Annotated in this window: 24 protein-coding genes; 18 read left to right on the top strand and 6 right to left on the bottom strand. The window is 65.2% G+C overall.

The window, feature by feature from the left end; translation table 11 throughout:
• Position 1: 1 nt before the first annotated feature.
• From paaB to VGN93_RS19665, 8 genes are all read left to right on the top strand, one after another.
• Entirely contained in the window at positions 2 to 286 is a 285-nt protein-coding gene (paaB, locus tag VGN93_RS19700; RefSeq protein WP_168844029.1) for a 1,2-phenylacetyl-CoA epoxidase subunit PaaB, read from the top strand.
• The gene (gene paaC / locus VGN93_RS19695; protein ID WP_414714114.1) at positions 286 to 1068 is read left to right on the top strand and encodes a 1,2-phenylacetyl-CoA epoxidase subunit PaaC; all 783 of its coding nucleotides are present in this window, start codon (positions 286 to 288) and stop codon (positions 1066 to 1068) included. The genes paaB and paaC overlap by 1 nt, the downstream gene beginning before the upstream one ends.
• Positions 1069 to 1077: 9 nt before the next feature.
• On the top strand, positions 1078 to 1602 hold the full coding sequence (gene paaD, locus VGN93_RS19690) for a 1,2-phenylacetyl-CoA epoxidase subunit PaaD (RefSeq protein ID WP_327508760.1): 525 nt from the start codon (positions 1078 to 1080) through the stop codon (positions 1600 to 1602).
• A gap of 22 nt (positions 1603 to 1624) precedes the next feature.
• Positions 1625 to 2701, top strand: coding sequence for a 1,2-phenylacetyl-CoA epoxidase subunit PaaE (gene paaE / locus VGN93_RS19685; RefSeq protein ID WP_327508759.1), 1077 nt, complete (start codon positions 1625 to 1627; stop codon positions 2699 to 2701).
• 11 nt (positions 2702 to 2712) lie between these two features.
• Positions 2713 to 3474: a Phenylacetic acid catabolic protein gene (locus tag VGN93_RS19680; protein ID WP_327508758.1), complete on the top strand. Its 762-nt coding sequence runs from the start codon at positions 2713 to 2715 to the stop codon at positions 3472 to 3474.
• 1 nt (position 3475) lies between these two features.
• Complete coding sequence (paaZ, locus tag VGN93_RS19675) at positions 3476 to 5533, top strand: phenylacetic acid degradation bifunctional protein PaaZ (protein WP_327508757.1); 2058 nt, start codon at positions 3476 to 3478, stop codon at positions 5531 to 5533.
• Between the two features lie 4 nt (positions 5534 to 5537).
• On the top strand, positions 5538 to 6038 hold the full coding sequence (locus VGN93_RS19670; RefSeq protein ID WP_319320367.1) for an acyl-CoA thioesterase: 501 nt from the start codon (positions 5538 to 5540) through the stop codon (positions 6036 to 6038).
• 103 nt (positions 6039 to 6141) lie between these two features.
• Complete coding sequence (locus VGN93_RS19665) at positions 6142 to 6390, top strand: hypothetical protein (protein ID WP_327508756.1); 249 nt, start codon at positions 6142 to 6144, stop codon at positions 6388 to 6390.
• 12 nt (positions 6391 to 6402) lie between these two features.
• Here VGN93_RS19665 and VGN93_RS19660 read toward each other — a convergent pair whose 3' ends face one another.
• From VGN93_RS19660 to paaG, 4 genes are all read right to left on the bottom strand, one after another.
• Entirely contained in the window at positions 6403 to 6999 is a 597-nt protein-coding gene (locus VGN93_RS19660) for a TetR/AcrR family transcriptional regulator (protein ID WP_319320373.1), read from the bottom strand.
• A 105-nt stretch (positions 7000 to 7104) separates the two neighbouring features.
• Entirely contained in the window at positions 7105 to 8415 is a 1311-nt protein-coding gene (paaK, locus tag VGN93_RS19655) for a phenylacetate--CoA ligase PaaK (protein WP_327508755.1), read from the bottom strand.
• Positions 8416 to 8448: 33 nt separating this feature from the next.
• Positions 8449 to 8889: a hydroxyphenylacetyl-CoA thioesterase PaaI gene (paaI, locus tag VGN93_RS19650; RefSeq protein ID WP_327508754.1), complete on the bottom strand. Its 441-nt coding sequence runs from the start codon at positions 8887 to 8889 to the stop codon at positions 8449 to 8451.
• Positions 8886 to 9674, bottom strand: coding sequence for a 2-(1,2-epoxy-1,2-dihydrophenyl)acetyl-CoA isomerase PaaG (paaG, locus tag VGN93_RS19645; RefSeq protein ID WP_327508753.1), 789 nt, complete (start codon positions 9672 to 9674; stop codon positions 8886 to 8888). The genes paaI and paaG overlap by 4 nt, the downstream gene beginning before the upstream one ends.
• Positions 9675 to 9775: 101 nt before the next feature.
• Between paaG and paaN the strand changes: the two genes are divergently transcribed.
• From paaN to VGN93_RS19595, 10 genes are all read left to right on the top strand, one after another.
• Positions 9776 to 11437 carry a phenylacetic acid degradation protein PaaN gene (gene paaN / locus VGN93_RS19640; RefSeq protein ID WP_327508752.1) on the top strand — a complete coding sequence of 554 codons (1662 nt, stop codon included), beginning with the start codon at positions 9776 to 9778 and terminating at the stop codon, positions 11435 to 11437.
• 49 nt (positions 11438 to 11486) lie between these two features.
• Positions 11487 to 12626: an ABC transporter substrate-binding protein gene (locus VGN93_RS19635; RefSeq protein ID WP_327508751.1), complete on the top strand. Its 1140-nt coding sequence runs from the start codon at positions 11487 to 11489 to the stop codon at positions 12624 to 12626.
• Positions 12627 to 12698: 72 nt separating this feature from the next.
• Complete coding sequence (locus VGN93_RS19630) at positions 12699 to 13571, top strand: branched-chain amino acid ABC transporter permease (protein ID WP_319320393.1); 873 nt, start codon at positions 12699 to 12701, stop codon at positions 13569 to 13571.
• Positions 13572 to 13573: 2 nt separating this feature from the next.
• On the top strand, positions 13574 to 14530 hold the full coding sequence (locus VGN93_RS19625; protein ID WP_327508750.1) for a branched-chain amino acid ABC transporter permease: 957 nt from the start codon (positions 13574 to 13576) through the stop codon (positions 14528 to 14530).
• Positions 14527 to 15312 carry an ABC transporter ATP-binding protein gene (locus VGN93_RS19620; protein WP_327508749.1) on the top strand — a complete coding sequence of 262 codons (786 nt, stop codon included), beginning with the start codon at positions 14527 to 14529 and terminating at the stop codon, positions 15310 to 15312. The genes VGN93_RS19625 and VGN93_RS19620 overlap by 4 nt, the downstream gene beginning before the upstream one ends.
• Positions 15299 to 16000, top strand: coding sequence for an ABC transporter ATP-binding protein (locus VGN93_RS19615; RefSeq protein ID WP_327508748.1), 702 nt, complete (start codon positions 15299 to 15301; stop codon positions 15998 to 16000). Before VGN93_RS19620 ends, VGN93_RS19615 begins: the two co-directional genes overlap by 14 nt.
• Before the next feature lie 4 nt (positions 16001 to 16004).
• Positions 16005 to 18068, top strand: coding sequence for a 3-hydroxyacyl-CoA dehydrogenase NAD-binding domain-containing protein (locus VGN93_RS19610; RefSeq protein ID WP_327508747.1), 2064 nt, complete (start codon positions 16005 to 16007; stop codon positions 18066 to 18068).
• 78 nt (positions 18069 to 18146) lie between these two features.
• The gene (locus VGN93_RS19605) at positions 18147 to 19073 is read left to right on the top strand and encodes a helix-turn-helix domain-containing protein (RefSeq protein WP_327508746.1); all 927 of its coding nucleotides are present in this window, start codon (positions 18147 to 18149) and stop codon (positions 19071 to 19073) included.
• A 114-nt stretch (positions 19074 to 19187) separates the two neighbouring features.
• Positions 19188 to 20594, top strand: coding sequence for an aldehyde dehydrogenase family protein (locus VGN93_RS19600; protein WP_319320411.1), 1407 nt, complete (start codon positions 19188 to 19190; stop codon positions 20592 to 20594).
• Positions 20595 to 20622: 28 nt separating this feature from the next.
• Complete coding sequence (locus VGN93_RS19595) at positions 20623 to 22596, top strand: tyramine oxidase (protein ID WP_319320414.1); 1974 nt, start codon at positions 20623 to 20625, stop codon at positions 22594 to 22596.
• 203 nt (positions 22597 to 22799) lie between these two features.
• Here the strand turns inward: VGN93_RS19595 and VGN93_RS19590 are convergent, their stop codons facing one another.
• Together VGN93_RS19590 and VGN93_RS19585 are read right to left on the bottom strand one after the other, a co-directional pair.
• Positions 22800 to 24176, bottom strand: coding sequence for an FAD-containing oxidoreductase (locus VGN93_RS19590; RefSeq protein ID WP_319320796.1), 1377 nt, complete (start codon positions 24174 to 24176; stop codon positions 22800 to 22802).
• The gene (locus VGN93_RS19585; RefSeq protein WP_327508917.1) at positions 24173 to 24640 is read right to left on the bottom strand and encodes a DUF4126 domain-containing protein; all 468 of its coding nucleotides are present in this window, start codon (positions 24638 to 24640) and stop codon (positions 24173 to 24175) included. Before VGN93_RS19585 ends, VGN93_RS19590 begins: the two co-directional genes overlap by 4 nt.
• Positions 24641 to 24785: the final 145 nt, after the last annotated feature.

Below are 24785 nucleotides of genomic sequence, written 5' to 3'. Positions count from 1 at the left end.
GATGTCCAGCGAATGGCCGCTTTGGGAAGTTTTCATCCGGGGTCAGCACGGCCTCAACCATCGCCATGTCGGCAGCCTGCACGCGCCCGACGCCGAGATGGCGATCAACAATGCCCGCGACGTCTATACGCGCCGCAACGAGGGTGTCAGCATCTGGGTGGTGCGGTCCGCCGAGATCACCGCCAGTGCGCCCTCGGAAAAGGGGCCGCTGTTCGACCCGTCGAACTCCAAGGTCTACCGTCACCCGACCTTCTTCGACATTCCGGATGAAGTGGGGCACATGTGATGGCGGCCGCGGCACTTGAACCGGCGGTCGATCAGGCCGCACTCCTCGAATTCCTGCTGCGCATCGGCGACAACGCGCTGATCCTCGGCCATCGCGTTTCCGAATGGTGCGGTCATGCGCCGGCATTGGAGGAGGATATCGCGCTCGCCAACACCGCGCTCGACCTGATCGGCCAGACGCAGCTCTGGCTCGGCCTTGCCGGCGAAGTGGAGGGTAAGGGGCGTTCGGCCGATGACCTTGCCTATCTGCGCGACGGTTACGACTTCCGCAACATCCTGCTGGTCGAGCGCCCGAACGGCGATTTCGGCAAGACGCTGATGCGGCAGTTCCTGTTCGATGCCTGGCACTACCTGCTCTTGAAGGCGCTGAAAGGCTCGACCGAGAAGCGCATCGCCGAGATTGCGGAAAAGGCCTTCAAGGAGGTCTCCTACCATCTCGATCGCAGCCGCGACCTCGTCATCCGCCTCGGCGACGGCACCGCCGAAAGCCATCGCCGCATGCAGGAGGCGCTGGACGACCTCTGGCCCTATACCGGCGAGATGTTTGCCGGCGATGCGGTGGATGCGGCACTCGTGCAAGCCGGCGTCATCCCGGAGCCGCAGAGCCTCAAGGCCGGCTGGGACGAGATCGTGGCCGAAGCGCTTACCGAAGGCACGCTGAAGAAGCCCGCCGACGGCTACATGCACAAGGGCGGCCGGCGCGGCGTGCACACCGAGCATCTCGGTTTCATCCTGTCGGAGATGCAGTTCCTCCAGCGCGCCTATCCGGGCGCCACCTGGTAGGAGGCGGTCATGGACCCGGCGCTGCGTCCCTCGATCGATGAGGTCTGGCACTGGCTGGCTGAGGTGCCGGATCCGGAAATCCCCGTGATCTCGCTCACCGACCTCGGCATCATCCGCAATGTTGCCTGGCGGGGCGATACGCTGGTGGTGACGGTGACGCCGACCTATTCCGGCTGCCCCGCCACGACGATCATCAACCTCGATATCGAGACGGCGCTGGCGGACAAGGGGCTTTCCAAGGTGAGACTGGAACGCCAGCTTTCGCCCGCCTGGACGACGGACTGGATCAGCGCCGAGGGCCGCGAGAAGCTGCGCGACTACGGCATCGCCCCGCCGATCGACGGCACGGCTGTCGATGGCGTGCTGATGAAACGCATCGACCGGCTTTCGGGTCGCTCGAACCTGACGATTGCCTGTCCGCGCTGCGGATCGACGAACACCGAAAAGATCAGCCAGTTCGGCTCGACGCCCTGCAAGGCGAGCTATCGCTGCACCGACTGCCTGGAACCGTTCGATTATTTCAAGTGCATCTAACCCATTAGGGAGAGGCCCGCGCATGGCACGTTTTCATCCCCTGACCGTGACCGATATTCGCCGCGAGACGCGCGACGCGGTCGTGGTCACGCTCCGGCCCGCTGACGAGGACCGCGCCGTCTTCGATTTCACGCAAGGGCAGTACCTGACCTTTCGCCGCAAATTCGAGGACGAAGAGCTGCGCCGCTCCTATTCGATCTGCGCCGGCAAGGACGAGGGTGTGCTGAAGGTCGGCATCAAGCGCGTCGATGGCGGGTGCTTTTCCACCTGGGTCAACGAGAACCTGAAGGCCGGCGACACGCTGGAGGCCATGCCGCCGATGGGCGCCTTCTTCACGGCGCTCGAGCCGGACGTGTCAAAACACTATCTCGGCTTTGCCGGCGGCAGCGGCATCACACCGGTGCTTTCGATCATCAAGACGGTGCTGTCCCGCGAGCCGCGCGCCCGCTTCACGCTGGTCTATGCCAACCGGCAGATCAGCTCGATCATGTTTCGCGAGGAGCTGGAGGACCTGAAGAACGTCTATCTCGGCCGGCTCTCCGTGCTGCATGTGCTGGAGAGCGAGGCGCAGGATATCGACCTCTTCACCGGCCGCATCGACGGCGCGAAATGCGCGGCGCTGTTCAAGAACTGGATCGACCCGAAGTCGGTGACGACGGCCTTCATCTGCGGCCCGGAGCCGATGATGCTGGCCATCGCTGCAGCGCTGCGCGAGCACGGGCTTCGCGATGACCAGATCAAGTTCGAGCTTTTTGCTTCCTCGCAGCCCGGCCGGGCGCGTCGCAAGGTGGAGCAGGCCAACGGCGCCGATCACGCGGCCGCCTGCGAGGCGACCGTCACGCTCGACGGCGCGACGCGCATGTTCAAGTTCCCCAAGCACGGCCAGAGCCTGCTCGATGCCGCGCTCGAAAATGCCATGGACGCGCCTTACGCCTGCAAGGCGGGTGTCTGTTCCACCTGCCGCGCCAAGGTTCTGGAAGGGGAAGTCGAGATGGAAACCAACCACGCGCTGGAAGATTACGAGGTGCGCCAGGGCTATGTCCTGACCTGCCAGTGCTACCCGCTCACCGACCGCATCGTCGTCAGCTACGACCAGTAGGGGGAACGCGCATGTCCGATACGATGCCGATCGAGGATTATCTTGTGCAAGGCGGCGTGCTCACGTCGCCGGCCAATGTGCCGCCGCGCTATCGTGGAGAGTTGCTGCGCCTGATGGCGAGCTTCGTGGATAGCGAGCTTGCCGGTTCCGCCGGTTTTGCCGATGTGATCAACGATGCGCCGGGCATTCAGGAGCGTATCTCCGCCGCCCGCATCGTGCTGGAAAAGGCCGATCACGCCGGCAAGGTGCTGGCGATCATGGAAACCTTCGGCGCGGATGGTGGACGCTACGCCGTGCATCATCCCTGGGCCGCGCGGCTTTCCCGCGAGGCGGATATCGGCGCGGCCCGGCAGGGTGGCGACATGCGGCTTTCCGTCTTCCACTATCCGCTGGAAGGCTGGGTGGATGCCGTGGTCATGAACGTGCTGATGGGCCGGGCGAGCGTCGTGCAGATAAAGGAGTTTGCGCGCGTTTCCTATCAGCCGCTCGCCGAGGTTTTCCGCGCCATCCTGCCGCGCGAGACGCGGCACGCCGAACTCGGCCTCGCTGGTCTCGTCCGCATCGTCGATGATGCGGAAGGCCATGCGAAGGCCAAAAGCTCCGTCGCTTACTGGTATCCCCGTGTTGCCGCGAGCTTCGGCCATTCGGGTTCGGCCCGCTTCGAGACGCTGTCGCGCTTCGGGCTGCGGCATACGCAAAACGAGACCCTGCTTGCCGAATGGCGGGCGGAGGTCGATGCGCAGCTTTCTGCGCTTGCCTTAAAAGGACAGTGAGATGAACATCATGGCAAACCGGCCGCGCCGGCTTGAAAGCTATGTCGGCGGCCAGTGGGTCGCTGGCGCCCGGGAAGGTGTGCCGCTGCTCGACGCCTCGACGGGTGCGCCGGTCGCCTTCATCGATTCCACCGGCGTGGACTTCAGGGCAGCGCTCGCCTATGGCCGCGAAAAGGGTGGCCCGGCGCTGCGCCGTCTGTCCTTCCACGAACGCGCCGCCATGCTGAAGGCAATCGGCCAGGCGCTGATGGAACGCAAGGAAGAGTTTTATGCGCTTTCGACCGCGACCGGCGCCACCCGCGCCGATAGCTGGGTCGATATCGAAGGCGGTATCGGCACGCTGCTCTCCTATGCTTCCAAGGGCCGGCGCGAGCTGCCGAACACCCGCGTGCTGCTCGATGGCGACGTGGAACTGCTCTCCAAGGACGGTACCTTTTCCGCGCAGCATATCCTGAGCCCGTTGCAGGGAGTCGCGGTCCATATCAATGCCTTCAACTTCCCCTGCTGGGGCATGCTGGAAAAGTTGGCGCCGACATTGCTGGCCGGCGTTCCGGCCATCGTCAAGCCGGCGAGCCAGACGGCCTATCTCACCGAACTCATGGTCCGCCGTATCGTGGAAACCGGCATCCTGCCGGAGGGTGCGGTGCAGCTCGTCTGCGGCTCGGTCGGTGATCTGCTCGACCATGTCGAAGGCCAGGATGCCGTAACCTTCACCGGCTCGGCCTCGACTGGCCGGCGGCTCAAGACGCACAAGGCGATCGTCGAAAACTCCGTGCGCTTCACCATGGAGGCCGACAGTCTCAACGCCGCCGTGCTCGGCCTCGATGCCGCGCCCGGCACGGAAGAGTTCGACCTCTTCGTCAAGGAAGTTGCCCGCGAGATGACGGTGAAGGCCGGGCAGAAGTGCACCGCGATCCGCCGCGTCATCGCGCCGCGCGCCTTTAGCGAGGCACTGATCGAGAGCCTGCGCGCCCGCCTCGGCAAGACGGCGCTCGGCAATCCGGCCGATGAAGCCGTCCGCATGGGCCCGCTCGCCAGCCTCGACCAGCGCGAGGAGGTTCGCGCGCGCATTCGCGATCTTTCTGCGGATGCGAAAATCGTCGCCGGCGACCCTGATAGTCCGAGCGTCCAGTCCGGCGACGCCGTGGCAGGGGCCTTCCTCAATCCGGTGCTGCTCTATTGCGACAAGCCGGGTTCTGCTCGCGCGGTGCACGATGTCGAGGCCTTCGGCCCGGTCAGCACCGTGATGCCCTATGACACGGCGGAAGAGGCGGTCGACCTTGCGATGCGCGGCAAGGGCAGCCTCGTCGCCTCGGTTTTCACCAACGATCCGGCTTTTGCTGAAGAGGTTGTGCTCGGCCTTGCGCCGTTCCACGGCCGCGTGATGATCGGCAACCGCGTCAGCGCCAAATCCTCCACCGGCCATGGTTCGCCGTTGCCCGGCCTCGTGCACGGCGGTCCCGGCCGTGCCGGGGGCGGCGAGGAACTTGGGGGCATGCGCGGCGTCAAACATTACATGCAGCGCACCGCCATCCAGGGCGCGCCGACCCTGCTTTCCGCTGTCACCGGCCGCTGGATGCAGGGTGCCGAGGCGCGGGCGGGCGGCGAGCATCCGTTCCGCAAGTCGCTGGCGGAACTCCGGATCGGCGACCAGCTCATCACGGCGACGCGCACGGTGACGCTTGACGATATCGAACATTTCGCCAACTTCACCGGCGATACCTTCTACGCCCACATGGATGAGGAAGCCGCCAAGGCCAACCCGTTCTTCGACGGACGCGTGGCACATGGCTATCTCATCGTGTCGTTTGCCGCCGGCCTCTTCGTCGACCCGGCGCCGGGTCCGGTGCTTGCCAATTACGGCGTCGACAACCTGCGCTTCCTGACACCGGTCAATCCGGGTGATACGCTGAAGGTGCAGCTCACCTGCAAGGAGATCAATCCGCGCGCCAATGCCGAGCACGGCGAGGTGCGCTGGGATTGCCAGGTGACCAATCAAACCGGTGCCACGGTCGCGCAGTACGACGTTCTGACGATGGTGGCCAAAACGAGAGAGTGACCATATGGACCCGCGCCGCCTGGAAATGACCGTGCTGATGACGCCCGACATGGCGAATTTTTCCGGTAAGGTCCACGGCGGTGCGCTGCTCAACTTGCTCGATCGCGTCGCCTTTTCCTGCGCCTCGCGCTATTCGCAGCAATATGCGGTGACGCTGTCGGTCGATCAGGTGATGTTCAAGGAGCCGATCCATGTCGGCGAACTCGTCACCTTCCGCGCTTCGGTCAACCATACCGGGCGCACCTCCATGGAGATCGGCATCCGCGTCGAGGCGGAAAACATCCGCTCCGGCCAGCGCCGGCACACCAATTCCTGTTATTTCACGATGGTCGCCGTGGACGACGCAGGAAAGCCGGTGCGCGTGCCGGAACTGCAGCCGAAAGATGCCACGGATCTCAGGCGCTACAAGGCTGCTGAATTGCGCCGCACACTGCGGCGCGAGTTTGCCGAGCGGCTGGAGTCGGTCGCGGCGACGGGCAAGGATGTGGAGAAGGATGGCGAATAAGAGTTCCAGCGCTGTGTCCGGCTTATCGCCGCACGCCTGGCAGCCACTTTGACGATATTGTCGTCGAGGTGTATTCTGTCAGCCTTCATCCGGAGCATCGGCCATGCATATTGGAGTGCTCATACCCGGTCTGGCTTTGGCCCTGATCCCCGCCCTGGCGGATGCTCACAACTGCAAATGCCGAAATCGCGGTGTCATGTTCGAACTCGGGCAGACGTCCTGCTTGAGGGTCGATGGCGGTTCCTATCTCGCGCGTTGCGAGATGAAGCTCAATGTCTCGTCCTGGACCAGGATCCAAGACGGTTGCCCGGTGACGGAACGTACACTGCCGCGGCCGACGCGCGCCAATTAGGATGTGTAAGTCTTAGCTTACAGCCTTGACGCCCTCAAGGATGAGCGTCGTTGCGATATCCGCATATTCGTCGCGCGTGATCGGCCCGTTCGGGCGGAACCACATATAGACCCAGTTCATCATGCCGAAGAGCGACATGGTGACGGGCATCAGGAGCGGGCGGTCCTTGTTGAGGTCCGGGTTGATGTCGCGGATGACGCCGGAGAAGCGCTTGACGATCTGCCGCTCGATCGCCTGCAATTCGGCGAGCTGCGTCTCGGACAACGCGCTGGTGCCGTTGAGCTGCACCTTGTGCTCGTTGTCGCGGCCCTCGTAATTCGCCAGCACGGCCTTCACCAGCAGGCGCAGCCGCTCCTGCGGCGCGACGTCGGGGCGGTCGGCGGCTTCGATTGCGCTTTCCAGCTCCGACAGATGCGTGCGCACGATGTCGAAGATCAGCGCGTCCTTGCTCGGGTAGTAGTGGTAGAGCAGGGCCTTGGAGACATTGCTGTGCGAGGCGATCAGCGACATGGAGGCTTTCTCCATGCCCATCTCGGCGAACACCGCCGCGGCACTTGAGAGAATGCCCCGCTGTTTTTCCTCGAAATCCACTGCGCGTGTGCGTGCCATGTCGTTCTGCTCTGCTCATTGCGGGCTGATCGGGTCGCGGGGAGGGCGGCCGCCCTCCCTATACACAGTCAATCCGGTGCCGGGCTATCCCGACACTTCGTAGATTCATTCTTTCGGGCGGTTGTCGACCACCCGCTTTGCCTTGCCCTCGGAGCGCGCCACGCCGCCTGGCTCGTGCACGAGAATCCTGGTGGAGACGCCGACCACGCTCTTGATGTGGTGGGCGAGTTCCTTGGCCGATCCCGCGCGTGCGCCCTCATCGGTGGCTTCCAGCGTACATTCGACATGGACCGTCATGTTGTCCATGCGGCCGGCGCGCGTCAGTTCGATCTGGAAATGCGGCGCCAGCCCGCGACATTTCAGGATCTGCTCCTCGATCTGCGTCGGGAAGACGTTGACGCCGCGGAGAATCATCATGTCGTCGGAGCGGCCGGTGATCTTTTCCATGCGGCGCATGGCGCGGGCGGTGCCGGGCAAGAGCCGCGTCAGGTCGCGCGTGCGGTAGCGGATGATCGGCAGGCCTTCCTTGGTGAGCGTGGTGAAGACCAGTTCGCCCATCTCGCCATCCGGCAGCACGTCGCCCGTCACCGGGTCGATGATCTCGGGATAGAAATGGTCTTCCCAGATGTGCAGCCCGTCCTTCGTCTCGACGCATTCGTTGGCGACGCCCGGGCCCATGACTTCCGACAGGCCGTAGATATCGACGGCGTGCATGTCAAAGGCCTGCTCGATCTCTTCGCGCATGGCGTTGGTCCAGGGCTCCGCACCGAAAATGCCGACGGCGAGCGAGCTTTCGCGCGGGTCGATGCCGTGCTTGCGGAATTCGTCGAGGATGGAGAGCATGTAGGAGGGGGTGACCATGATGATGCGCGGCTTGAAATCCTGCATCAGCGTGACCTGTCGCTCGGTCATGCCGCCGGAGATCGGCACCACGGTGCAGCCGAGTTTCTCCGCGCCATAGTGGGCGCCGAGGCCGCCGGTGAAGAGGCCGTAGCCATAGGCGACATGCACGATATCGCCGGCCCGGCCACCGGAGGCGCGGATCGAGCGGGCGACGACGGTCGCCCAGGTGTCGATGTCGTTCTTCGTGTAGCCGACGACGGTCGGCTTGCCGGTCGTGCCCGAGGAGGCGTGGATGCGCGCGAGCTTTTCGCGCGGCACGGCGAACATGCCGAAGGGATAGGTATCGCGCAGGTCCTTCTTGGTGGTGAAGGGGAATTTCGCGAGGTCCGACAGGGTCTTGAGGTCGGAGGGGTGCACGCCGGCCTCGTCGAAGCGCTGGCGGTAAAAGGGGGAATTCTCGTAGGCGTGGCTCAGCGACCATTTCATGCGCTCGAGCTGCAGCGCGGAAATCTCGTCGCGCGACGCCGTCTCGATCGCTTCGAGCTCGCCGGGGCGGGGGGACAGGTCTTCCATAAAATCTCCTCCGAGAATGCGGGATGGTCTGCCTCACTCCGGCAGATGGGTGCCCTTGACCGTTCGCGAGTGGCCGCGGAATTCCGCGACATGCTCGCCCTCCTGATTGGTGATGCGGATATCGTAGATGCCGCCCCGCCCGCGGCGCGAGACTTCCCGCGCCGTCGCCGTCAACCGGTCGCCCCGGAAAGCCGGCGCGAGGAACGTCACCGAACAGTGCCGGGCGACGGTGCGCTGGTTGTAGGTGTTGCAGGCAAATGCGAAGGTGGAATCCGCCAGCGTGAACATGTAGCCGCCATGGCAGGTGCCGTGGCCGTTGGTCATGGTTTCCGCAATCGTCATCGTGATCGTCGCCTCGCCGGGGGCGACGGAGATCAGCTCCATGCCGAGATGGCGGGTGGCATTGTCGTCGTCCCACATGGCTTTGGCGCAGGCTTCGGCCAACGTCTGGGGAGAAAGGCTCGCGGCACTCATTTGCCCTTGAACTCCGGCTTGCGCTTTTCGAGGAAGGCGGCGACACCCTCCGCATAGTCGGCGCTGCGGCCCGCCTCGCGTTGCAGGTCGCGTTCGAGGTCGAGCTGTTCGTCGAGCGAATTGGTGGCAGCGGCCTGGATGGCGCGCTTGGTCATGCCGAGACCCTTGGTCGGGCCGGCGGCGAGGCGGGTGGCGAGCGCCGTCGCCTCTTCCATCAGCGTGTCGTCATCGACGGCGCGCCAGATGAGGCCCCAGTCGGCGGCGGTTTGCGCTCCGAGCGGTTCGGCGGTCAGCGTCAGCGCCTTGGCGCGCGCCTCGCCGATGAGGCGCGGCAGGCTCCAGGTGCCGCCGGAATCCGGCACGAGGCCGATCTTGGCAAAGGCCTGGATGAAACGGGCGGAGCGGGCGGCGAGCGTGATATCGCAGGCGAAGGCGATGTTGGCGCCGGCCCCGGCGGCGACGCCGTTGACGGCGCAGAGCACCGGTTTTTCAAGGCTGCGGATGAGGCGCAGCAGCGGATTGTAATAGGTCTCGATCGTATGGCCGAGATCCGACACGCCCTTCTTCGGGTCGCGGTCGCCGAGATCCTGCCCCGCGCAAAAACCGCGGCCGGAACCGGTCAGCAGCACGGCGCGCACGCTCTCGTCGGCATGCGCGCGCTCGAAGCCGGCGCGCAGCGCCAGATGCATTTCTTCGTTGAAGGCGTTGAGCTTGTCCGGGCGGTTCAGCGTGAGGCTGAGGACACCGTTGGCAAGCGCCGACAGAATGGTGTCGGATGTGGACATTTTTCCTCCCTGTCACCCTTCCCAGCGGCGACCGTAAAAAAACTCTTGCATAAACCGAACGGTCGGTCAATTATAAATTCACTGACTGGGAGGAGCCAGAGATGACCGGACTTTTCGAGCGCCATCGCCCGACGCTGCAAGCGGCCCTTGCTGCCGCCGCCAAGCGTGACTACTGGTCCGCCTATCCCGAAGTGCCGAGCGGCAAGATCTACGGCGAAACCGCCAAGGACGACGGCATCGCTGCCTATGAGGCGCGGCGCGGCAGGGCCTTCGACCTGCCCGACCATCCGTCGGACGGCACGGTCGGTGCGGAAGTCTCGCCTTACGGATCGTCCCTCGGCATCAGCTATCCCGCCGCATCCGCCGACATGCTGATCATGGCCTCGCGCGCCGCTGCGCCGCAATGGGCCGCTGCCGCGCCGGAGGTGCGCACCGGCATCTGTCTCGAAATCCTCGCCCGTCTCAATGCCCGCAGTTTCGAGATGGCGAACGCCGTCATGCACACGACCGGTCAATCCTTCGCCATGGCCTTCCAGGCGGGCGGTCCGCATGCGCAGGACCGCGGCCTCGAAGCCGTGGCCTATGCTTATGCCGAGATGAGCCGCATACCGGCGCAGGCGGCCTGGACCAAGCCGCAGGGCAAGGGCGCGCCGATCGTCATGGAAAAACACTGGCGCATCCTGCCGCGCGGCGTTTCCCTTGTCATCGGCTGCAACACCTTCCCGACTTGGAATAGCTATCCGGGCCTTTTTGCGAGCCTCGCGACCGGTAACACCATCATCGTCAAGCCGCATCCGGCGGCGATCCTGCCGCTCGCCATCACCGTCGAGATCGCCCGCCAGGTGCTGGTGGAGGAAGGTTTTACGGCCGATATCGTGCTGCTCGCCGCTGACGCGCCCGGCGCCGAGATCACCAAGGATCTCGTGCAGCATCCGGCGGTCGCCATCATCGACTATACCGGCTCCAACAGTTTTGGCAGCTGGGTGCGTGAAAATGCGGGCAATGCCGATGTCTACACCGAAGAGGCGGGCGTCAATTCCATCGTCATCGGCGCCACCGACGATTTCGCGGGCATGTGCGGCAATATCGCTTTCTCGCTGTCGCTCTATTCCGGCCAGATGTGCACCGCGCCGCAGGATATTTTCGTGCCGCGCGACGGCATCGAGACGGATGAGGGCCACAAGAGTTTTGACGAGGTCGCGGCCGGCATCGCCGCCGCCGCCGATGGCCTGCTGGCCGATCCGGCGCGCGCCGCCGGTGTCTGCGGCGCCATCGCCAATCCGGCGACGCTCGCCCGCATTGCCACGAGCCGGCCGCTCGGCCGCGTCGTGCGTGACTCCGTGCCCATCGAGGGCCTGGACGATGCGCGCACTGCGACCCCGCTGATTCTCGCCGTCGATGCGGCGGATGCGGAGGCCTATGGGGAAGAGCGTTTCGGGCCGATTACCTTCGTCGTCGCGGTCGATGACGTGACCGACGGCGTGAACCGCGCTGCCGATCTTGCCGAGCGCAAGGGCGCCATCACCGCCGCTCTCTACGAAACCGACGAGGCGCGTATCCTTGCCGCCGCCGATCGTTTCGCGACGGCAGGCGTCAATCTTTCGGTCAACCTGACCGGCGGCATCTATGTGAACCAGAGCGCCGCCTTCAGCGATTTCCACGTCACCGGTGCGAACCCCGCGGGCAATGCCAGCCTGACGGACACGGCTTTCGTCGCGAACCGGTTCCGCGTGGTGATGTGGCGCCGCCCCGTGGCGGCGTGAGAGGAGCTTCGACTTAAACCCTTTGTCTTTGTTGGGAGGAGAAACCGACATGAAATTTTCGCTTACCACCACGGCGCTCGCGCTGGTCCTCGGCCTTGCAGCACCCGCCTTTGCCGATATCAAGATCGGCGCCACGATTTCGGAAACCGGTCCCGCCTCCTTCCTTGGCGATCCGGAAGCGAAAACGCTGAAAATGCTGGTCGAGGAGATCAATGCGGCGGGCGGCGTCAATGGCGAGCAGCTCCAGCTCATCATGTATGACGATGGCGGCGACCCGAACAAGGCGCGCACCTTCGCGACCCGCCTCCTCGAGGACGACGAAGTGGTCGCCGTGATCGGCGGCACGACGACCGGCACCTCCATGGCGATCATCCCCGTTTTCGAGGATGCCGAAGTGCCATTCATCTCGCTTGCCGGCGCCATCGAGATCATCGATCCCGTCCAGCCTCATACCTTCAAGACGCCGCACACCGACCGCATGGCCTGCGCCAAGATCTTCGAGGACATGAAGAAGAACGGCTTTACCAAGATCGGCCTGATCTCCGGTTCCGACGGTTTTGGCGCCTCGATGCGTAAGCAGTGCCTTGCGATCATCGGCGACTACGGGATCGAAGTTCTGGCCGACGAGACCTACGGCCCGACCGATGCCGACATGACGCCGCAGCTCACCAACATCAAGGGCAAGGGCGGCATCCAGGCGGTGCTGAACCCCGGCTTCGGCCAGGGGCCGGCGATCGTGACGCGCAACTACGCGCAGCTTGCCGTCGGCCTGCCGCTCTACCAGTCGCATGGCGTCGCCTCGGACAGTTTCATCGAGCTGGCCGGCGCGGAAGCCGCGGAAGGCGTGCGCCTGCCGGGCACGGCGCTGCTCGTCGCCGGTCTGCTGCCGGAAAACGATCCGCAGCGCGCCGTGGTCGTCGCCTACAAGGAAGCCTATGAGAAGGCCACCGGCAAGCCGGTCTCGACCTTCGGCGGGTATGCCCATGACGCGCTGCGCATCCTCGTCGATGCGATCAAGCGGGCAGGCAGCGCCGAGCCGTCGGCGATCCGCGATGCGATCGAGGGCACGTCCGGCCTCGTCGGCACGACGGGCACGGTGACCATGTCGGCGGAAGATCACCTTGGCCTCGATCTGTCGGCGTTCCGCATGTTGCAGATCGAAAAGGGCAGCTGGAAGATCGTCGAATAACCCCCTCGTGCCGCCGGCCTGCGCCATGCGGTGCGGGCCAGCGGAACCATCGCGCGGCTCGCGGAGGCATCCATGCCCGAACTCACGCAATTCCTTCTGTCCGGGATCACGGTCGGCGCCGTCTATGCGCTGGTCGCCCTCGGCTTCACGATCATCTACAACGCCTCCGACGTCGTGAACTTCGCCCAGGGCGAGTTCGTCATGCTCGGCGGCATGATCACCGTCTTCGCCTCCGCCGCCGGCCTGCCGCTGCCGCTTGCCGCCCTCATCGCCATCATCGCGACGGCGGGTGTCGGCGTGGCGCTGAACAAGCTGGCGATCGAACCTGCGCGTGGCGCCCCGGTCGTCTCGCTGATCATCATCACCATCGGCGCTTCCATCTTCATCCGCGGGGCGGCCCAGCTCGTCTTCGACAAGCAGATTCACCGCTTCCCGGCCTTTTCCGGCGACCAGCCGATCGCCATCGGCGGCGCGACCATCCTGCCGCAAAGCCTCTGGGTCATTGCCGGGGCGCTTGCCGTCTTCTTCTGTCTCTGGCTGTTCTTCACGCGCACGCTGATCGGCCGCGCGGTGCTGGCGACCGCCAACAACCGCGTCGCGGCCCAGCTCGTCGGCATCAACACCAATTATGTGATGACTCTCTCCTTCGCCATGTCCGCCGCCATCGGCGCGCTCGCCGGCGTGCTGGTGACGCCGATCACGCTGACGAGCTACGATGTCGGCCTTGCGCTGGCGCTGAAGGGTTTTGCCGCCGCCATGCTCGGCGGCATGGGCAACCCCAAGGGCGCGCTCGTCGGCGGCCTGCTGCTCGGCATTCTTGAGGCAATGACGGCCGGTTATGTCAGCTCGCAATACAAGGATGCGGCGGCTTTCGTCGTCATCCTCGCGGTGCTTTTCGCCATGCCGCAGGGCCTGTTCGGCCGCAAGTCGACGGACCGGGTGTGACCATGCGGCTGTCCAGCAAGGCGACCACGCTCCTCATCCTCGCCGCGGTCATCGCGATCGCGCCGGTCTTCTTTCCGTCCTCCTACTATTTCCGAGTCGGCTCGCTGATCTTCGTCAATGGCCTGGCGGTGACGGGGCTCGTCATCCTTATCGGCTATGCCGGCCAGATCAGCCTCGGCCATGCCGGTTTCGCCGGCATCGGCGCCTATGCCTGCGCATTGGCGCCGGTTCATCTCGGCCTGCATCCGGCGCTTGCCGCCGTGCTCGGTGCGCTTGTCTCGGCGGCCATCGCCTTCCTCGTCGGCCGGCCGATCCTGCGCCTCAAGGGTTATTACCTCGCCGTCGCCAGCCTCGGCTTCGGCATTCTCGTCTCCATGGTGCTGTCGAACGAGGCGCAACTGACCGGCGGGCCGGATGGCATGGCGGTGCCGGAACTCGGCCTGCGCGCCGTGCTGAAGTCGATCGGCATCGATCTGCCGAATACCGAATTCTGGTACGCCTTTTCCGGCCTCGTTTTGGTGATCGGTGCGTGGCTGGCGCTCAACCTCTACCACAGCCCGACCGGCCGGGCGCTGCGTGCGCTGCATGGGTCGGAAGTGGCGGCCCGCACGGTTGGCGTGGATGTGGCGCATTACAAGCTCGTCGCCTTCGTCATCTCGGCGGTCTATGCCTCGGTGTCAGGCTCGCTCCTGGCGTTGCAGAACAAGTTCATCACGCCGGATGTCGCGGGCTTCATGCATTCGATCGAGATGGTCACGATGACCGTGCTCGGCGGAGCCGGTTCGGTGCTCGGCGCCATCCTGGGGGCGGCGATCCTCACCACGCTGCCGCAGGTGCTGACGGTTTTCCAGGAATACGAACAGCTCATGCTCGGTCTCGTGATGATGCTGGTCATGATCTTCCTGCGCGAGGGCCTGCTGCCCTCCATCGCGCGCCGCATCCGGGGGAGGGCAGAATGAGCCTGCTTCAGATCGACGGTCTCGGCATCGATTTCGGCGGCCTGCGCGCCGTCCACGATGTGAGCTTCTCCTTGAAACCCGGCGAGATCGTCTCCGTCATCGGCCCGAACGGTGCCGGCAAGACGACGCTGTTCAACATGATCTCCGGCGTCTATGCGCCGGCGCGCGGCCGTGTTGTGCTGGATGGCGAGGATGTCACCCGCATGCCGCCGCATCTGCTGGCCCGGCGCGGCCTGTCGCGCACCTTCCAGAATTTGCAGATTTTCCAGTCGATGAGCGTTCTGGAAAACGCCGTCGCCGGTCATCACCTGCATGAGCGCGGCTCGGTCTTTGCCGATCTCTTCTCGCTGCCCGCCGCGCGTCGCCGCAGCCACGCATCGGAGGTAAGCGCTCGCGCCCTGCTCGACCGTGTCGGCCTCGGCCGTGCCGCGGAGCAGGAGGCAGGTTCGCTCTCCTATGGGGCATTGAAGCGGCTGGAAATCGCCCGTGCGCTGGCGCTGAAACCGCGCGTGCTACTGCTCGACGAACCGGCGGCCGGCTGCAACGCGGTCGAGACGGAGGAGATCGATCACCTCATTGCCCAGGTCGCGGCCGAGGGCGTGTCGATCCTGCTGGTGGAGCACGATATGAAGATGGTCATGCGCATTTCCAACCATATCGTGGTGCTTGATCACGGCGAGAAGATCGCCGAGGGCGAACCCACGGCGATATCGCGCAATCCACGCGTCATCGAAGCCTATCTCGGCGCGCAAGCGACGGAGGTGCAGAATGCTGAGAGTTGAGGGGCTGCGCTCGCGCTACGGCCGCATCGAGGTGCTGCACGGCATCGACCTCGAGGTGGCCTCCGGCGAGATCGTCACCGTGGTCGGCGCGAATGGGGCCGGCAAGACGACTTTGCTCAAATGCCTCTCCGGCATCCAGCCGGTCTCGTCGGGCTCCATCCTCTTCCGTGGCGAGGCGCTGACATCCGTGCCGGCGCATGCCCGCGTGAAACGCGGCCTTGCCCAGTCGCCGGAGGGCCGGCAGATTTTCACCAACCTGACGGTGGAGGAGAACCTTCGCCTCGGTGCCTATCTCTTCGCTGATGACAAGGTGGACCGGGACATGCAGGATGCCTTCGTGCTGTTCCCGATCCTCAAGGAAAAACGCAACCTTGCGGCGGGCGGCCTTTCCGGCGGGCAGCAGCAGATGCTGGCGATCGCCCGGGCGCTGATGGCGCGTCCCTCCTGCCTGCTGCTTGACGAGCCGAGCATGGGTCTTGCACCTATCCTCGTTGCGCAGATCTTCGATGTGGTGAAAAGCCTGAAGGCGCTGGATGTCACCGTGCTTTTGGTCGAGCAGAACGCTTTTGGCGCGCTTTCTGTCGCGGATCGGGGTTATGTCATGGAAACGGGGCGCATCACCATGTCCGGCCCCGCGGCCGAATTGATCGCGGACGAACGCATCCGCGCCGCTTATCTGGGAATATGAGAGCATGACCGTCACCATCGCCCGCGAAAACGCCATTGCCGTCGTCACCGTCGACAACCCGCCCGTCAACGCGCTGTCGCAGGCGCTGCGCCGGGCGCTCGTCGAGGCAGTGGCGGAGTTGGATGCGGATGCGGCGGTGAAGGTCGTCGTGCTGATCTGCGCCGGCCGCACCTTCATCGCCGGTGCGGATGTCAGCGAATTCGGCAAGCCGCCGCAGCCACCGCATCTGCCGGATGTGGTCGCGGGCATCGAGAGCGCGAAGAAGCCCTGGGTCGCGGCGATCCATGGCAGCGCGCTCGGCGGCGGGCTCGAAGTGGCGCTCGGCTGTGCCTATCGGGTGGCGGTTGCGTCCGCCAGCCTAGGCCTGCCGGAAGTCAAGCTCGGCATTATCCCCGGCGCCGGCGGCACGGTGCGCCTACCACGGCTGATCGGCGCTGCGGCGGCGGTCGAGTTGGTGGCGGGCGGCAGTCCGGTCGGGGCGAAGAAGGCGCAAGCGCTCGGCCTCGTCGATGCGGTGATCGATGGTGACCTGCGCGCCGGTGCGATCGCCTTCGCAAACGAGATTGCCGGAAAGCCCCTGCCGCAGCCGATCTCTGGCCGCGCCGTCCCCGCGGTCGAGGCCGGGTTCTGGGAGGGCGCGGAAAAGGCCGTCGCGGCAAAGGCGAAACGCGAAGCCGCTCCGCTCCGCGCGCTCGCCTCCGTCCGCAAGGCCAGCGAAACGGATTTTGCGAGCGCCATGGCCTTCGAGCGCGAGACCTTTCTGGCGCTCCGCGGCTCGGAGCAAGCGGCTGCATTGCGCCATGTCTTCTTCGCCGAGCGCGCGGCACCCCGCCCGCCCGAGCTTGCCGGTGTCACGACGCGTGACCTGCGCTCCGCCGCCGTCATTGGTGGGGGCACGATGGGTGCGGGCATCGCCGCGGCACTGCGCGATGCCGGCCTGCCGGTCGTGCTCGTCGAGCGGGACGATGCCGCAGTCGAGCGCGGGCTTGCCAATATCCGCGCGATCTTCGACGGCTCCGTGAAGCGTGGCCGGATCACGCCCGAGGTCGCGGCGGAGCGAATGGCCGGCGTCACCGGCAGTGACGATTATGGCCTGCTTGCCGATACGGATCTCGTCATCGAGGCGGTCTTCGAGGACCTTGCCGTGAAGCGCGCCGTCTTCGAAAAACTGTCGGCGATCTGCCGCCCGGATGCGGTGCTCGCCACCAACACCTCCTATCTCGATCCGAGCCTGATCAGCGAAGGTGTTGCGCGGCCGGAGCGTTTCCTTGGCCTGCATTTCTTCAGCCCCGCCCATGTCATGAAGCTTTTGGAGATCGTGCCGACTGAGGCGACGGCGCCGGAGGTTCTGGCGACCGGCTTTGCGCTCGCCCGCCAGCTCGGGAAAATCCCGGTTCGCGCCGGCATCTGCGATGGCTTCATCGGCAACCGCATCCTGAAGGTGACGCGGGCGCAGGCCGAGCGATTGCTCCTGTCGGGTGCGACGCCATCCGCCGTCGACGCCGCGATGCGCGCCTTCGGCCTGCCGATGGGACCTTTCGAGGCGCAGGATCTCGGCGGCCTCGACATCGCCGCCTTCCAGCGCAAGGCCGCCCGCGAACGCGGCGAAACGGCCTTCGCGCCCGTCGCCGAGCGGCTTTGCGCCATGGAGCGCTTCGGTCAGAAAACCGGCGGCGGCTGGTACGACTATGTGCCGGGCGACCGCGCACCAAAACCGTCCGAAGCCGTGGCGGCGGTCATCGCCGAAGAGGCTGCCGGTCGGCCACAACAGGCGTGGGATGAGGCGTCGATTATAGATGCTGTCATCCTCCCAATGGTCAACGAGGCAACGCGTATTCTGGAAGAGCGCGTGGCGCTGCGCTCCGCCGATATCGACCTCGTGAAAATCCACGGCTACGGTTTTCCGCGATGGCGCGGCGGGCCGATGCATTATGCCGAAGCGCGCGGGCTTGCCGGGGTTGTGGCGGTGCTCGACCGGCTCGCTTCGGAAGGCCTTGCCGAGCCGCCTTGCGGTGGCCTGCGCCGGGCGGCGGAAGCCGGCAGTTTTTCCGTGCTTGCGAAAGAGTGACGATAGGCAAGCGCTGCGGACTGTGATGAGATAGTTTTTTGGGAGAATGGGCATTCTGCTGGAGCCGGGGAGGGCGCGATGCAGTCGCTGATGACGCCGGGACACAAACCGGTCCCTGTCGAAATTCTGGAAGCCGAGATCCGCCGGGTCTGCGGCTCGTTCGATCTGGAACCGATGCGGCGGGGCGGTTTGGTCAATGGCGACGTCACCACGCGGCGCGTCGGGCCATTCGATACGGCGATCGTGGCGCTGGACGCCTCCGAAGTCGCGCGCAACACCCGCTCCATCCGGCAGGATCCCGGCGAATATTTCTTCCTGCTGGTGCAGGATGCCGGCCAGTGTCGCGTCGAGCAGGGCGATCATGTTGCGGAGCTCTCGCCCGGCGACATGTTCCTCGTCGACTCCGTAAAGCCCTCCACCTTCCTTTATCGCGGCGAACGCTCGAACCAGGTGTCGCTGCATATTCCGCGCGACGAGATCGTCCACCGCTTCGGCACGCTATGCACCGGCGGGCTTTCGATCTCGCGCGACGATCCGCTTTGGCTCGCCATGCGCGCGGTCATCGCCAAGATGCTGATGGAGGAGGGCGCGCAGGCGCAGCTTGGGGAAGCCTTCCTCTGCCTGATGGGCGCCTACCTGCATTCGACGCGCGTGATGGGCGCCGCCAGCCCGGCCGAGACACTGCTGTCACGAGCGCTCGCGATGATCGACCGCCATCGCGCGGACCCCACCTTTGGCCCGCGCGAACTGGCCTCCCGCCTCAACGTGCCGGAGCGCACCTTGCAGCGGCATTTCCGGCCGCTGGGCGAAACGCCCGGCCACCGGCTGCTGAACCGCCGGCTGGAGCTTGCCCATGCACGGCTTTCCGCCCGCAAGGGGGACCAGCCCGCGGAAGGCGTCACCGCCGTCGCCTTCGACTGCGGCTTCAACGACCTTTCCTATTTCTACCGCGAGTTCCGCAAGAAATACGGCACGACGCCGGGGGCGGTCGCGCGCTGCCATTGACGCTTTTGTCCAAGAGGCGGGACGGCGCCGTCCAAGTCTGATGCTCCGCCAACGCCTATTCTCTGCCACCAGATGCGTCCGCCGGAGGTGGACCGTTCCTTGGAGGAGGCGGAAATGATGGAATTCAAGGCAACCATCGGCGGCAAGCCGGCCAGTGTCGGCTCGGACTTTGCCGTGCTCAATCCGGCGACGGGCGAGGAAGTCGGTCGCGCGCCGAACATGGGCGGTGCCGAACTCGATGCCGCCGTCGCCGTCGCCAAGGCGGCGTTCGTCTCCTGGTCGGCGCAGGGTGACGAGGCCTTGCAGGCCGCGTGCGCCGCCGTGACGGCGAAGATCGAGGAACATGCGGCAGAGCTTGCCGAGATCATCACGCTGGAGCAGGGCAAGCCGCTGAACGGTCTCGGCTCGCGCTGGGAAGTGGGCGGTGCCGTCGCCTGGGCGGGTTACACGACCGGGCTTTCGTTGCCAGTTAAAGTGTTGCAGGACAACGAGCAGGGCCGGATCGAACTCACCCGCAAGCCGCTCGGCGTCGTCGGCTCCATCACGCCGTGGAATTTCCCGGTGATGATCGCCGTCTGGCATATTCTTCCCGCGCTACGCACGGGCAATACGGTCGTCGTGAAACCGTCGCCCCATACACCGCTTTCGACGCTGCGCCTCGTCGAGATCATGAACGAAGTGCTGCCGCCGGGTGTCGTCAATGTGGTGACGGGCGACGACAAGGCCTTCAATCTCGGCGGCGCCATGTCGGCGCATCCGGATATAAGCAAGATCGTCTTCACCGGCTCCTGCGCCACGGGGCAGAAGGTCATGCAGTCCGCCGCCGAGACGATGAAGCGGCTGACGCTCGAACTCGGCGGCAACGACGCTGGCATCGTGCTGCCGGATGCCGATCCGGAGAAGATTGCCGAGGGCCTTTTCTGGGGCGCCTTCATCAACAACGGCCAGACCTGCGCGGCGATGAAGCGGCTCTATGTGCATGAGTCGATCCACGACGCCGTCTGCGATGCGCTCGTTGCCTATGCGAAGAACATTCCGGTTGGCAACGGCATGGAGGAGGCGAGCATTCTCGGGCCGATCCAGAACCGTATGCAGTTCGACAAGGTTTCGCGGCTCGTCGCAGATGCCAAGGGGCGCGGCAAGGTGCTGCTCGGCGGCGAGCCGGGCGAGGGCCTGTTCTTCCCGCCGACCATCGTTGCCGGGCTTCGCAACGGCGATGCGCTGGTCGACGAGGAGCAGTTCGGCCCGGCGCTACCGATCGTCTGCTATTCCGATGTGGAGGAGGCGATCCGGCTTGCCAATGACAGCCCGAACGGGCTCGGCGGCTCGGTCTGGTCCTCCGATATCGCGGCCGCCAAGAAGGTCGCGAGCCGGCTCGCCTGCGGCTCCGTCTGGATCAACAAACACGGCGCCATCCAGCCGAATGCGCCCTTCGGCGGCGTGAAGGCCTCCGGCATCGGCGTCGAGTTCGCCGAAGAGGGACTTGCCGAATACACCGATATCCAGGTGGTCTTCGCCTGACAGAACCAAGCAAGAAGAGGGAACGATCATGAGACTTTTCAAACACCTGGCCTCGTCGGCGCTGGCGCTCGGCCTTGCCGCCGGTGCGGCTGCGGCCCATCCGCTCGACGGGTTGACGGCCGAGGAATACCAGAAGATCAACCAGATCCTGCGCGAGCAGAAGGTCGCGGACGACAACACACTCTATCCGCTGATCGAGCTGAAGGAGCCCGCGAAGGCCGACGTGCTGGCGTGGAAGGAAGGCGACAGCCTCGACCGCAAGGCGACGGTCTATTTCACCAGCGCCGAGGGCTTTAGCGAGGCGGTCGTCAACATCACCAAGGGCACGGTCGAGAGCAATGCCAAGACCGCCGGCCAGCCGATGGTGCTCTTCACCGAGTTCATGAACGCGCTGGAAGGCGCGCTCGGCCATCCGGACATGGTGGCGGGGCTTGCCAAGCGCGGCCTGAAGCCGGAACAGGCCTTCTGCCTGCCGCTGACCGGCGGCAATTTCTTCACGGAGGAATACCAGAATTCCCGACTGATGAAGGTACCGTGTTACCAGGTGCCGGAAGGCTCCAACTTCTATGCCAAACCGGTCGAAGGCCTCTTCGCCGTCTACGATATCGGCAAGAAGGAAGTGCTCCGCGTCATCGATACCGGCGTCGTCGAAGGGCCGAAGGATGGCTGGGGTTACACGGAGGAGGAGGTCGCCAAGCGCCTGCCGCTGCGTGCCGAAACGAACCCCGTCAAGCTCGTGCAGGAAGGCGGCCCGAACTACAAGATCGATGGCAGCCATATCGAATGGGATATGTGGCGCTTCAACTTCCGCGTCGACAAGCGCCCTGGCCTCGTCGTCTCCAATCTCGATGTCAACGATGCCGGCACCTGGCGCTCGGTCATCTACCAGGCGCATCTCTCCGAAGTCTTCGTGCCCTATATGGACCCGACGGAAGGCTGGTACTGGCGCACCTACATGGACAGCGGGGAATATGGTTTCGGCCTGTTCCTGAGCCCCTTGCGCGCCGGCATCGACTGCCCGTCGCATGCGACCTTCCTGCCGGCGACGATTGCCGACGACAAGGGCGCGCCGCTCGTCATTCCCGATGCGATCTGCGTCTTCGAGCGCAATATCGGCGATCCCGCCTGGCGCCATTTCGAAGTCTTCGCGCAGACGCCGGAAAACCCGGTGCCGGCGGAAGGGCGGCCGGCAACGGAACTCGTGGTGCGCACGGCCTCGGAAGTCGGCAACTATGACTATCTGATCGACTACCGCCTGCAGCAGAACGGCCAGGTCAACATCTATGTCGGCGCCACCGGCCTCGATGCGGTGAAGGGCGTCGCCTCCACCTCGATGAAGGACGCGACGGCGAAGGCGGACACGGCCTATGGCACGCTGATCGCGCCGAACCTGGTCGCCGCCAACCACGACCACTACTTCAACTTCCGCATCGACTTCGATATCGACCAGCCGGTCAACCATTTTTCCACGATGGACATCGTGCCGGCGAAGCTCGATGCGTCGAGCCCGCGCAAGTCGATGTGGACGGTCGAGCACAAGATGCCGATGACGGAGATGGAGGCGCGCTACAAGCTCTCGTCCTCGCAGCCGCGCTACTTCCACATCTCCGACCCGTCGCGTGAGGGTTATCTCGGCCACGAGCCGGGTTACATGATCCACCATGGCGACGTGTCCTACGGCCCCTTCGATTTCGAGAACGACCCGCCGATGAAGCGCAATGCCTATATCGAATATTCGGTGTGGAACACGGTCTATGATCCGGAACAGCGCTATGCCGGCGGCAAGTTCGCCATGCAGAGCGATGGCTCGGATACGCTCGCCGAATGGGTGAAGAAGGACCAGAGCCTGATGGGCAAGGACATCGTCACCTGGTTTTCCGCCGGCTTCCACCACATTCCGCGCATGGAAGACTGGCCGGTGATGTCGACGGAGTGGAAGACCGTGCACATCATGCCGCACAACTTCTTCGCCCATAACCCGGCGCTGACGATCAGGAAGTAGTGAGTGGTTCGCAAAGCCGGGCGGCAGCTTACCCTCCCCTTGAGGGGGAGGGTCGGACCGGAGGTCCGGGGTGGGGTGACGCGACCTCTCCAAACGTGATGCCGGCGCGGATGCGGATCACCCCCACCCGCCGCTTCGCGGCGACCTCCCCCCTCAAGGGGGAGGTAGGTGCCAGACGGCCCGGGAGCGATCCCGGGCCTTGCTCATTCCACAGGCTGCATGTCCCCGAACACCGTCGGGATCAGTTCCGTCACCGTAGGGTGGATATGCACCGCGTGGGTGATGGTCGTGTAGGGCTTGCCCGCATACATTACGTCCAAAATGCTCTGCACCGCCTCGTCGCAGCCGGTGCCGAGGAGGGAGGCGCCGAGGATTTCCTTGGTCTCGGCATCGGCGATCACCTTCATGAAACCGAGCGTTTCGCCCTTTTCCTTGGCGCGGCCGACCCGCGTCATCGGGCGGGTGCCGATGAGCAGCTTGCGGCCGGTCTTGCGGGCTTCCGTCTCGCTCATGCCGGCGCGGCCGAGGGGCGGGTCGATGTAGAGCGCGTAGGTCTGGATACGGTCCGAGACCTTGCGCGGCTCGTTGTCGATGAGGTTGGCGGCGACGATTTCGAAGTCGTTATAGGCGGTGTGGGTGAAGGCGCCGCGGCCGTTGCAGTCGCCCATCGCGTAGATGCCGGGCACGTTGGTTTCCAGTCGCTCGTCGACGGTGATATAGCCGCGCTTGTCCACCGCGACGCCGGCCTTGTCGAGGCCGAGGTCATCGGTGTTCGGCCGCCTTCCGGTGGCGAGCAGGATGTGCGAGCCGACGATCTCCGGCGGGCCGGCCGTGCAATCGACGCCCACCCCGACGTGGGCCTCCTGTCCGAAGAAGCGGATGCATTCCGCCCCGGTGCGGATATGGATGCCCTCGCGCTCCAGGATGTCGCGCACGGCGGCGCTGACGTCCTCGTCCTCGCGGGCGATCAGCCGCGGGCCTTTCTCGACGACCGTCACCTGCGAGCCGAAACGGCGGAACATCTGGGCGAATTCCAGCCCGATGTAACTGCCGCCGATGACGACCAGATGTTCTGGCACCTCGGTCAGCTCCATCATCGAGACATTGTCGAGATAGGGCACATCGCCGACGCCCGGGAAATCCGGCACGACGGCGCGGCCGCCGACATTGAGGAAGATCTGGTCGGCTGATAGCAGTTCGTCGCCGACGCGGATTTCGGTCGGGCTTTCGAAACGCGCATGGCCACGGATGAAGGTGAGGCCCTGCATGCCCGTCAGCCAGTCCTCGTTGCCCTTGCGGGCGTCGAAGCGCACTTTGTCCTTGCGCGCCATGACCTTGGCGAAGTCGATCGAGATATCCCCCGTCACCACGCCATACTCGCCGCCGCGGCGGGCGAGGTGGGCGGCATAGGCGCTGGCGACCATGGCCTTGGTCGGCATGCAGCCTGTGTTGACGCAGGTGCCGCCGACGAGTTTACGCTCGATGAGGGCGACCGTCTTGCCGGCGGCCGTCAGCCGGCCGGCAAGCGACGGGCCGGCCTGCCCCGCGCCGATGATGATGGCGTCGAACGTGCGCATCAGACGACCGACGAGACGACGAAGAGACCGAGCAGCACGGCGACGGCGTCTTCCAGGAGCGCGATGGGCAGGTCCCTGCCGCCGGTGGCCGCGACGAGGCGCTGGCGGGCTTCCGCGCCGCCGAGCGTGCCGATGACCGCGCCGACCACGCCGGCAACGAGGCCGCCGATCAGCGCGCCGCCGGCCGTGCCGATAACCGCGCCGCAGAAGGCGCCGCTGACGAGGCGTGCGCCGAACTGCTGCGGCACCTTGCGGCTCGGCGTGCTCGGCAACTGGTCCGTGACGAATTCGACCAGCGCCAGGAGGCCGAAGATGTAGGGGGTGAAGCGGTAGCCCATGAAGGCCGCCCAGGTGCCGGAAACCGACAGCCAGCCAAGGGCGGCGCCGATGCTGACGGCGGCCGGTGCCGTCATCGCCCGAAGCCCTGCCACCACGCCGATCAGCAATGCAAGAATATAGATGCTCATGTGTCCCCTCATGAAATCTGCGCCGGACATCGGCCCCGGGATGTTTCCCCGGCAAGGTGATGAAATGCGGTATCGGAAATGGGAGCGGGCCTTCGCCGAGAGTGTCGAATGCGACCGGCAATTGCAACGCGTTTCTGTTGCCAAA

Origin of the sequence: Shinella sp. (assembly GCF_035998705.1) — a bacterium.
GTDB lineage: Bacteria > Pseudomonadota > Alphaproteobacteria > Rhizobiales > Rhizobiaceae > Shinella.
This window is presented reverse-complemented; position numbering and strand designations above follow the sequence as displayed.

Bases quoted from the DNA above. Each gene is read 5' to 3' on its own strand.
- paaB (WP_168844029.1), top strand. From the start codon at position 2: ATGTCCAGCGAATGGCCGCTTTGGGAAGTTTTCATCCGGGGTCAGCAC.
- paaC (WP_414714114.1), top strand. From the start codon at position 286: ATGGCGGCCGCGGCACTTGAACCGGCGGTCGATCAGGCCGCACTCCTC.
- paaD (WP_327508760.1), top strand. From the start codon at position 1,078: ATGGACCCGGCGCTGCGTCCCTCGATCGATGAGGTCTGGCACTGGCTG.
- paaE (WP_327508759.1), top strand. From the start codon at position 1,625: ATGGCACGTTTTCATCCCCTGACCGTGACCGATATTCGCCGCGAGACG.
- VGN93_RS19680 (WP_327508758.1), top strand. From the start codon at position 2,713: ATGTCCGATACGATGCCGATCGAGGATTATCTTGTGCAAGGCGGCGTG.
- paaZ (WP_327508757.1), top strand. From the start codon at position 3,476: ATGAACATCATGGCAAACCGGCCGCGCCGGCTTGAAAGCTATGTCGGC.
- VGN93_RS19670 (WP_319320367.1), top strand. From the start codon at position 5,538: ATGGACCCGCGCCGCCTGGAAATGACCGTGCTGATGACGCCCGACATG.
- VGN93_RS19665 (WP_327508756.1), top strand. From the start codon at position 6,142: ATGCATATTGGAGTGCTCATACCCGGTCTGGCTTTGGCCCTGATCCCC.
- VGN93_RS19660 (WP_319320373.1), bottom strand. From the start codon at position 6,999: ATGGCACGCACACGCGCAGTGGATTTCGAGGAAAAACAGCGGGGCATT.
- paaK (WP_327508755.1), bottom strand. From the start codon at position 8,415: ATGGAAGACCTGTCCCCCCGCCCCGGCGAGCTCGAAGCGATCGAGACG.
- paaI (WP_327508754.1), bottom strand. From the start codon at position 8,889: ATGAGTGCCGCGAGCCTTTCTCCCCAGACGTTGGCCGAAGCCTGCGCC.
- paaG (WP_327508753.1), bottom strand. From the start codon at position 9,674: ATGTCCACATCCGACACCATTCTGTCGGCGCTTGCCAACGGTGTCCTC.
- paaN (WP_327508752.1), top strand. From the start codon at position 9,776: ATGACCGGACTTTTCGAGCGCCATCGCCCGACGCTGCAAGCGGCCCTT.
- VGN93_RS19635 (WP_327508751.1), top strand. From the start codon at position 11,487: ATGAAATTTTCGCTTACCACCACGGCGCTCGCGCTGGTCCTCGGCCTT.
- VGN93_RS19630 (WP_319320393.1), top strand. From the start codon at position 12,699: ATGCCCGAACTCACGCAATTCCTTCTGTCCGGGATCACGGTCGGCGCC.
- VGN93_RS19625 (WP_327508750.1), top strand. From the start codon at position 13,574: ATGCGGCTGTCCAGCAAGGCGACCACGCTCCTCATCCTCGCCGCGGTC.
- VGN93_RS19620 (WP_327508749.1), top strand. From the start codon at position 14,527: ATGAGCCTGCTTCAGATCGACGGTCTCGGCATCGATTTCGGCGGCCTG.
- VGN93_RS19615 (WP_327508748.1), top strand. From the start codon at position 15,299: ATGCTGAGAGTTGAGGGGCTGCGCTCGCGCTACGGCCGCATCGAGGTG.
- VGN93_RS19610 (WP_327508747.1), top strand. From the start codon at position 16,005: ATGACCGTCACCATCGCCCGCGAAAACGCCATTGCCGTCGTCACCGTC.
- VGN93_RS19605 (WP_327508746.1), top strand. From the start codon at position 18,147: ATGCAGTCGCTGATGACGCCGGGACACAAACCGGTCCCTGTCGAAATT.
- VGN93_RS19600 (WP_319320411.1), top strand. From the start codon at position 19,188: ATGATGGAATTCAAGGCAACCATCGGCGGCAAGCCGGCCAGTGTCGGC.
- VGN93_RS19595 (WP_319320414.1), top strand. From the start codon at position 20,623: ATGAGACTTTTCAAACACCTGGCCTCGTCGGCGCTGGCGCTCGGCCTT.
- VGN93_RS19585 (WP_327508917.1), bottom strand. From the start codon at position 24,640: ATGAGCATCTATATTCTTGCATTGCTGATCGGCGTGGTGGCAGGGCTT.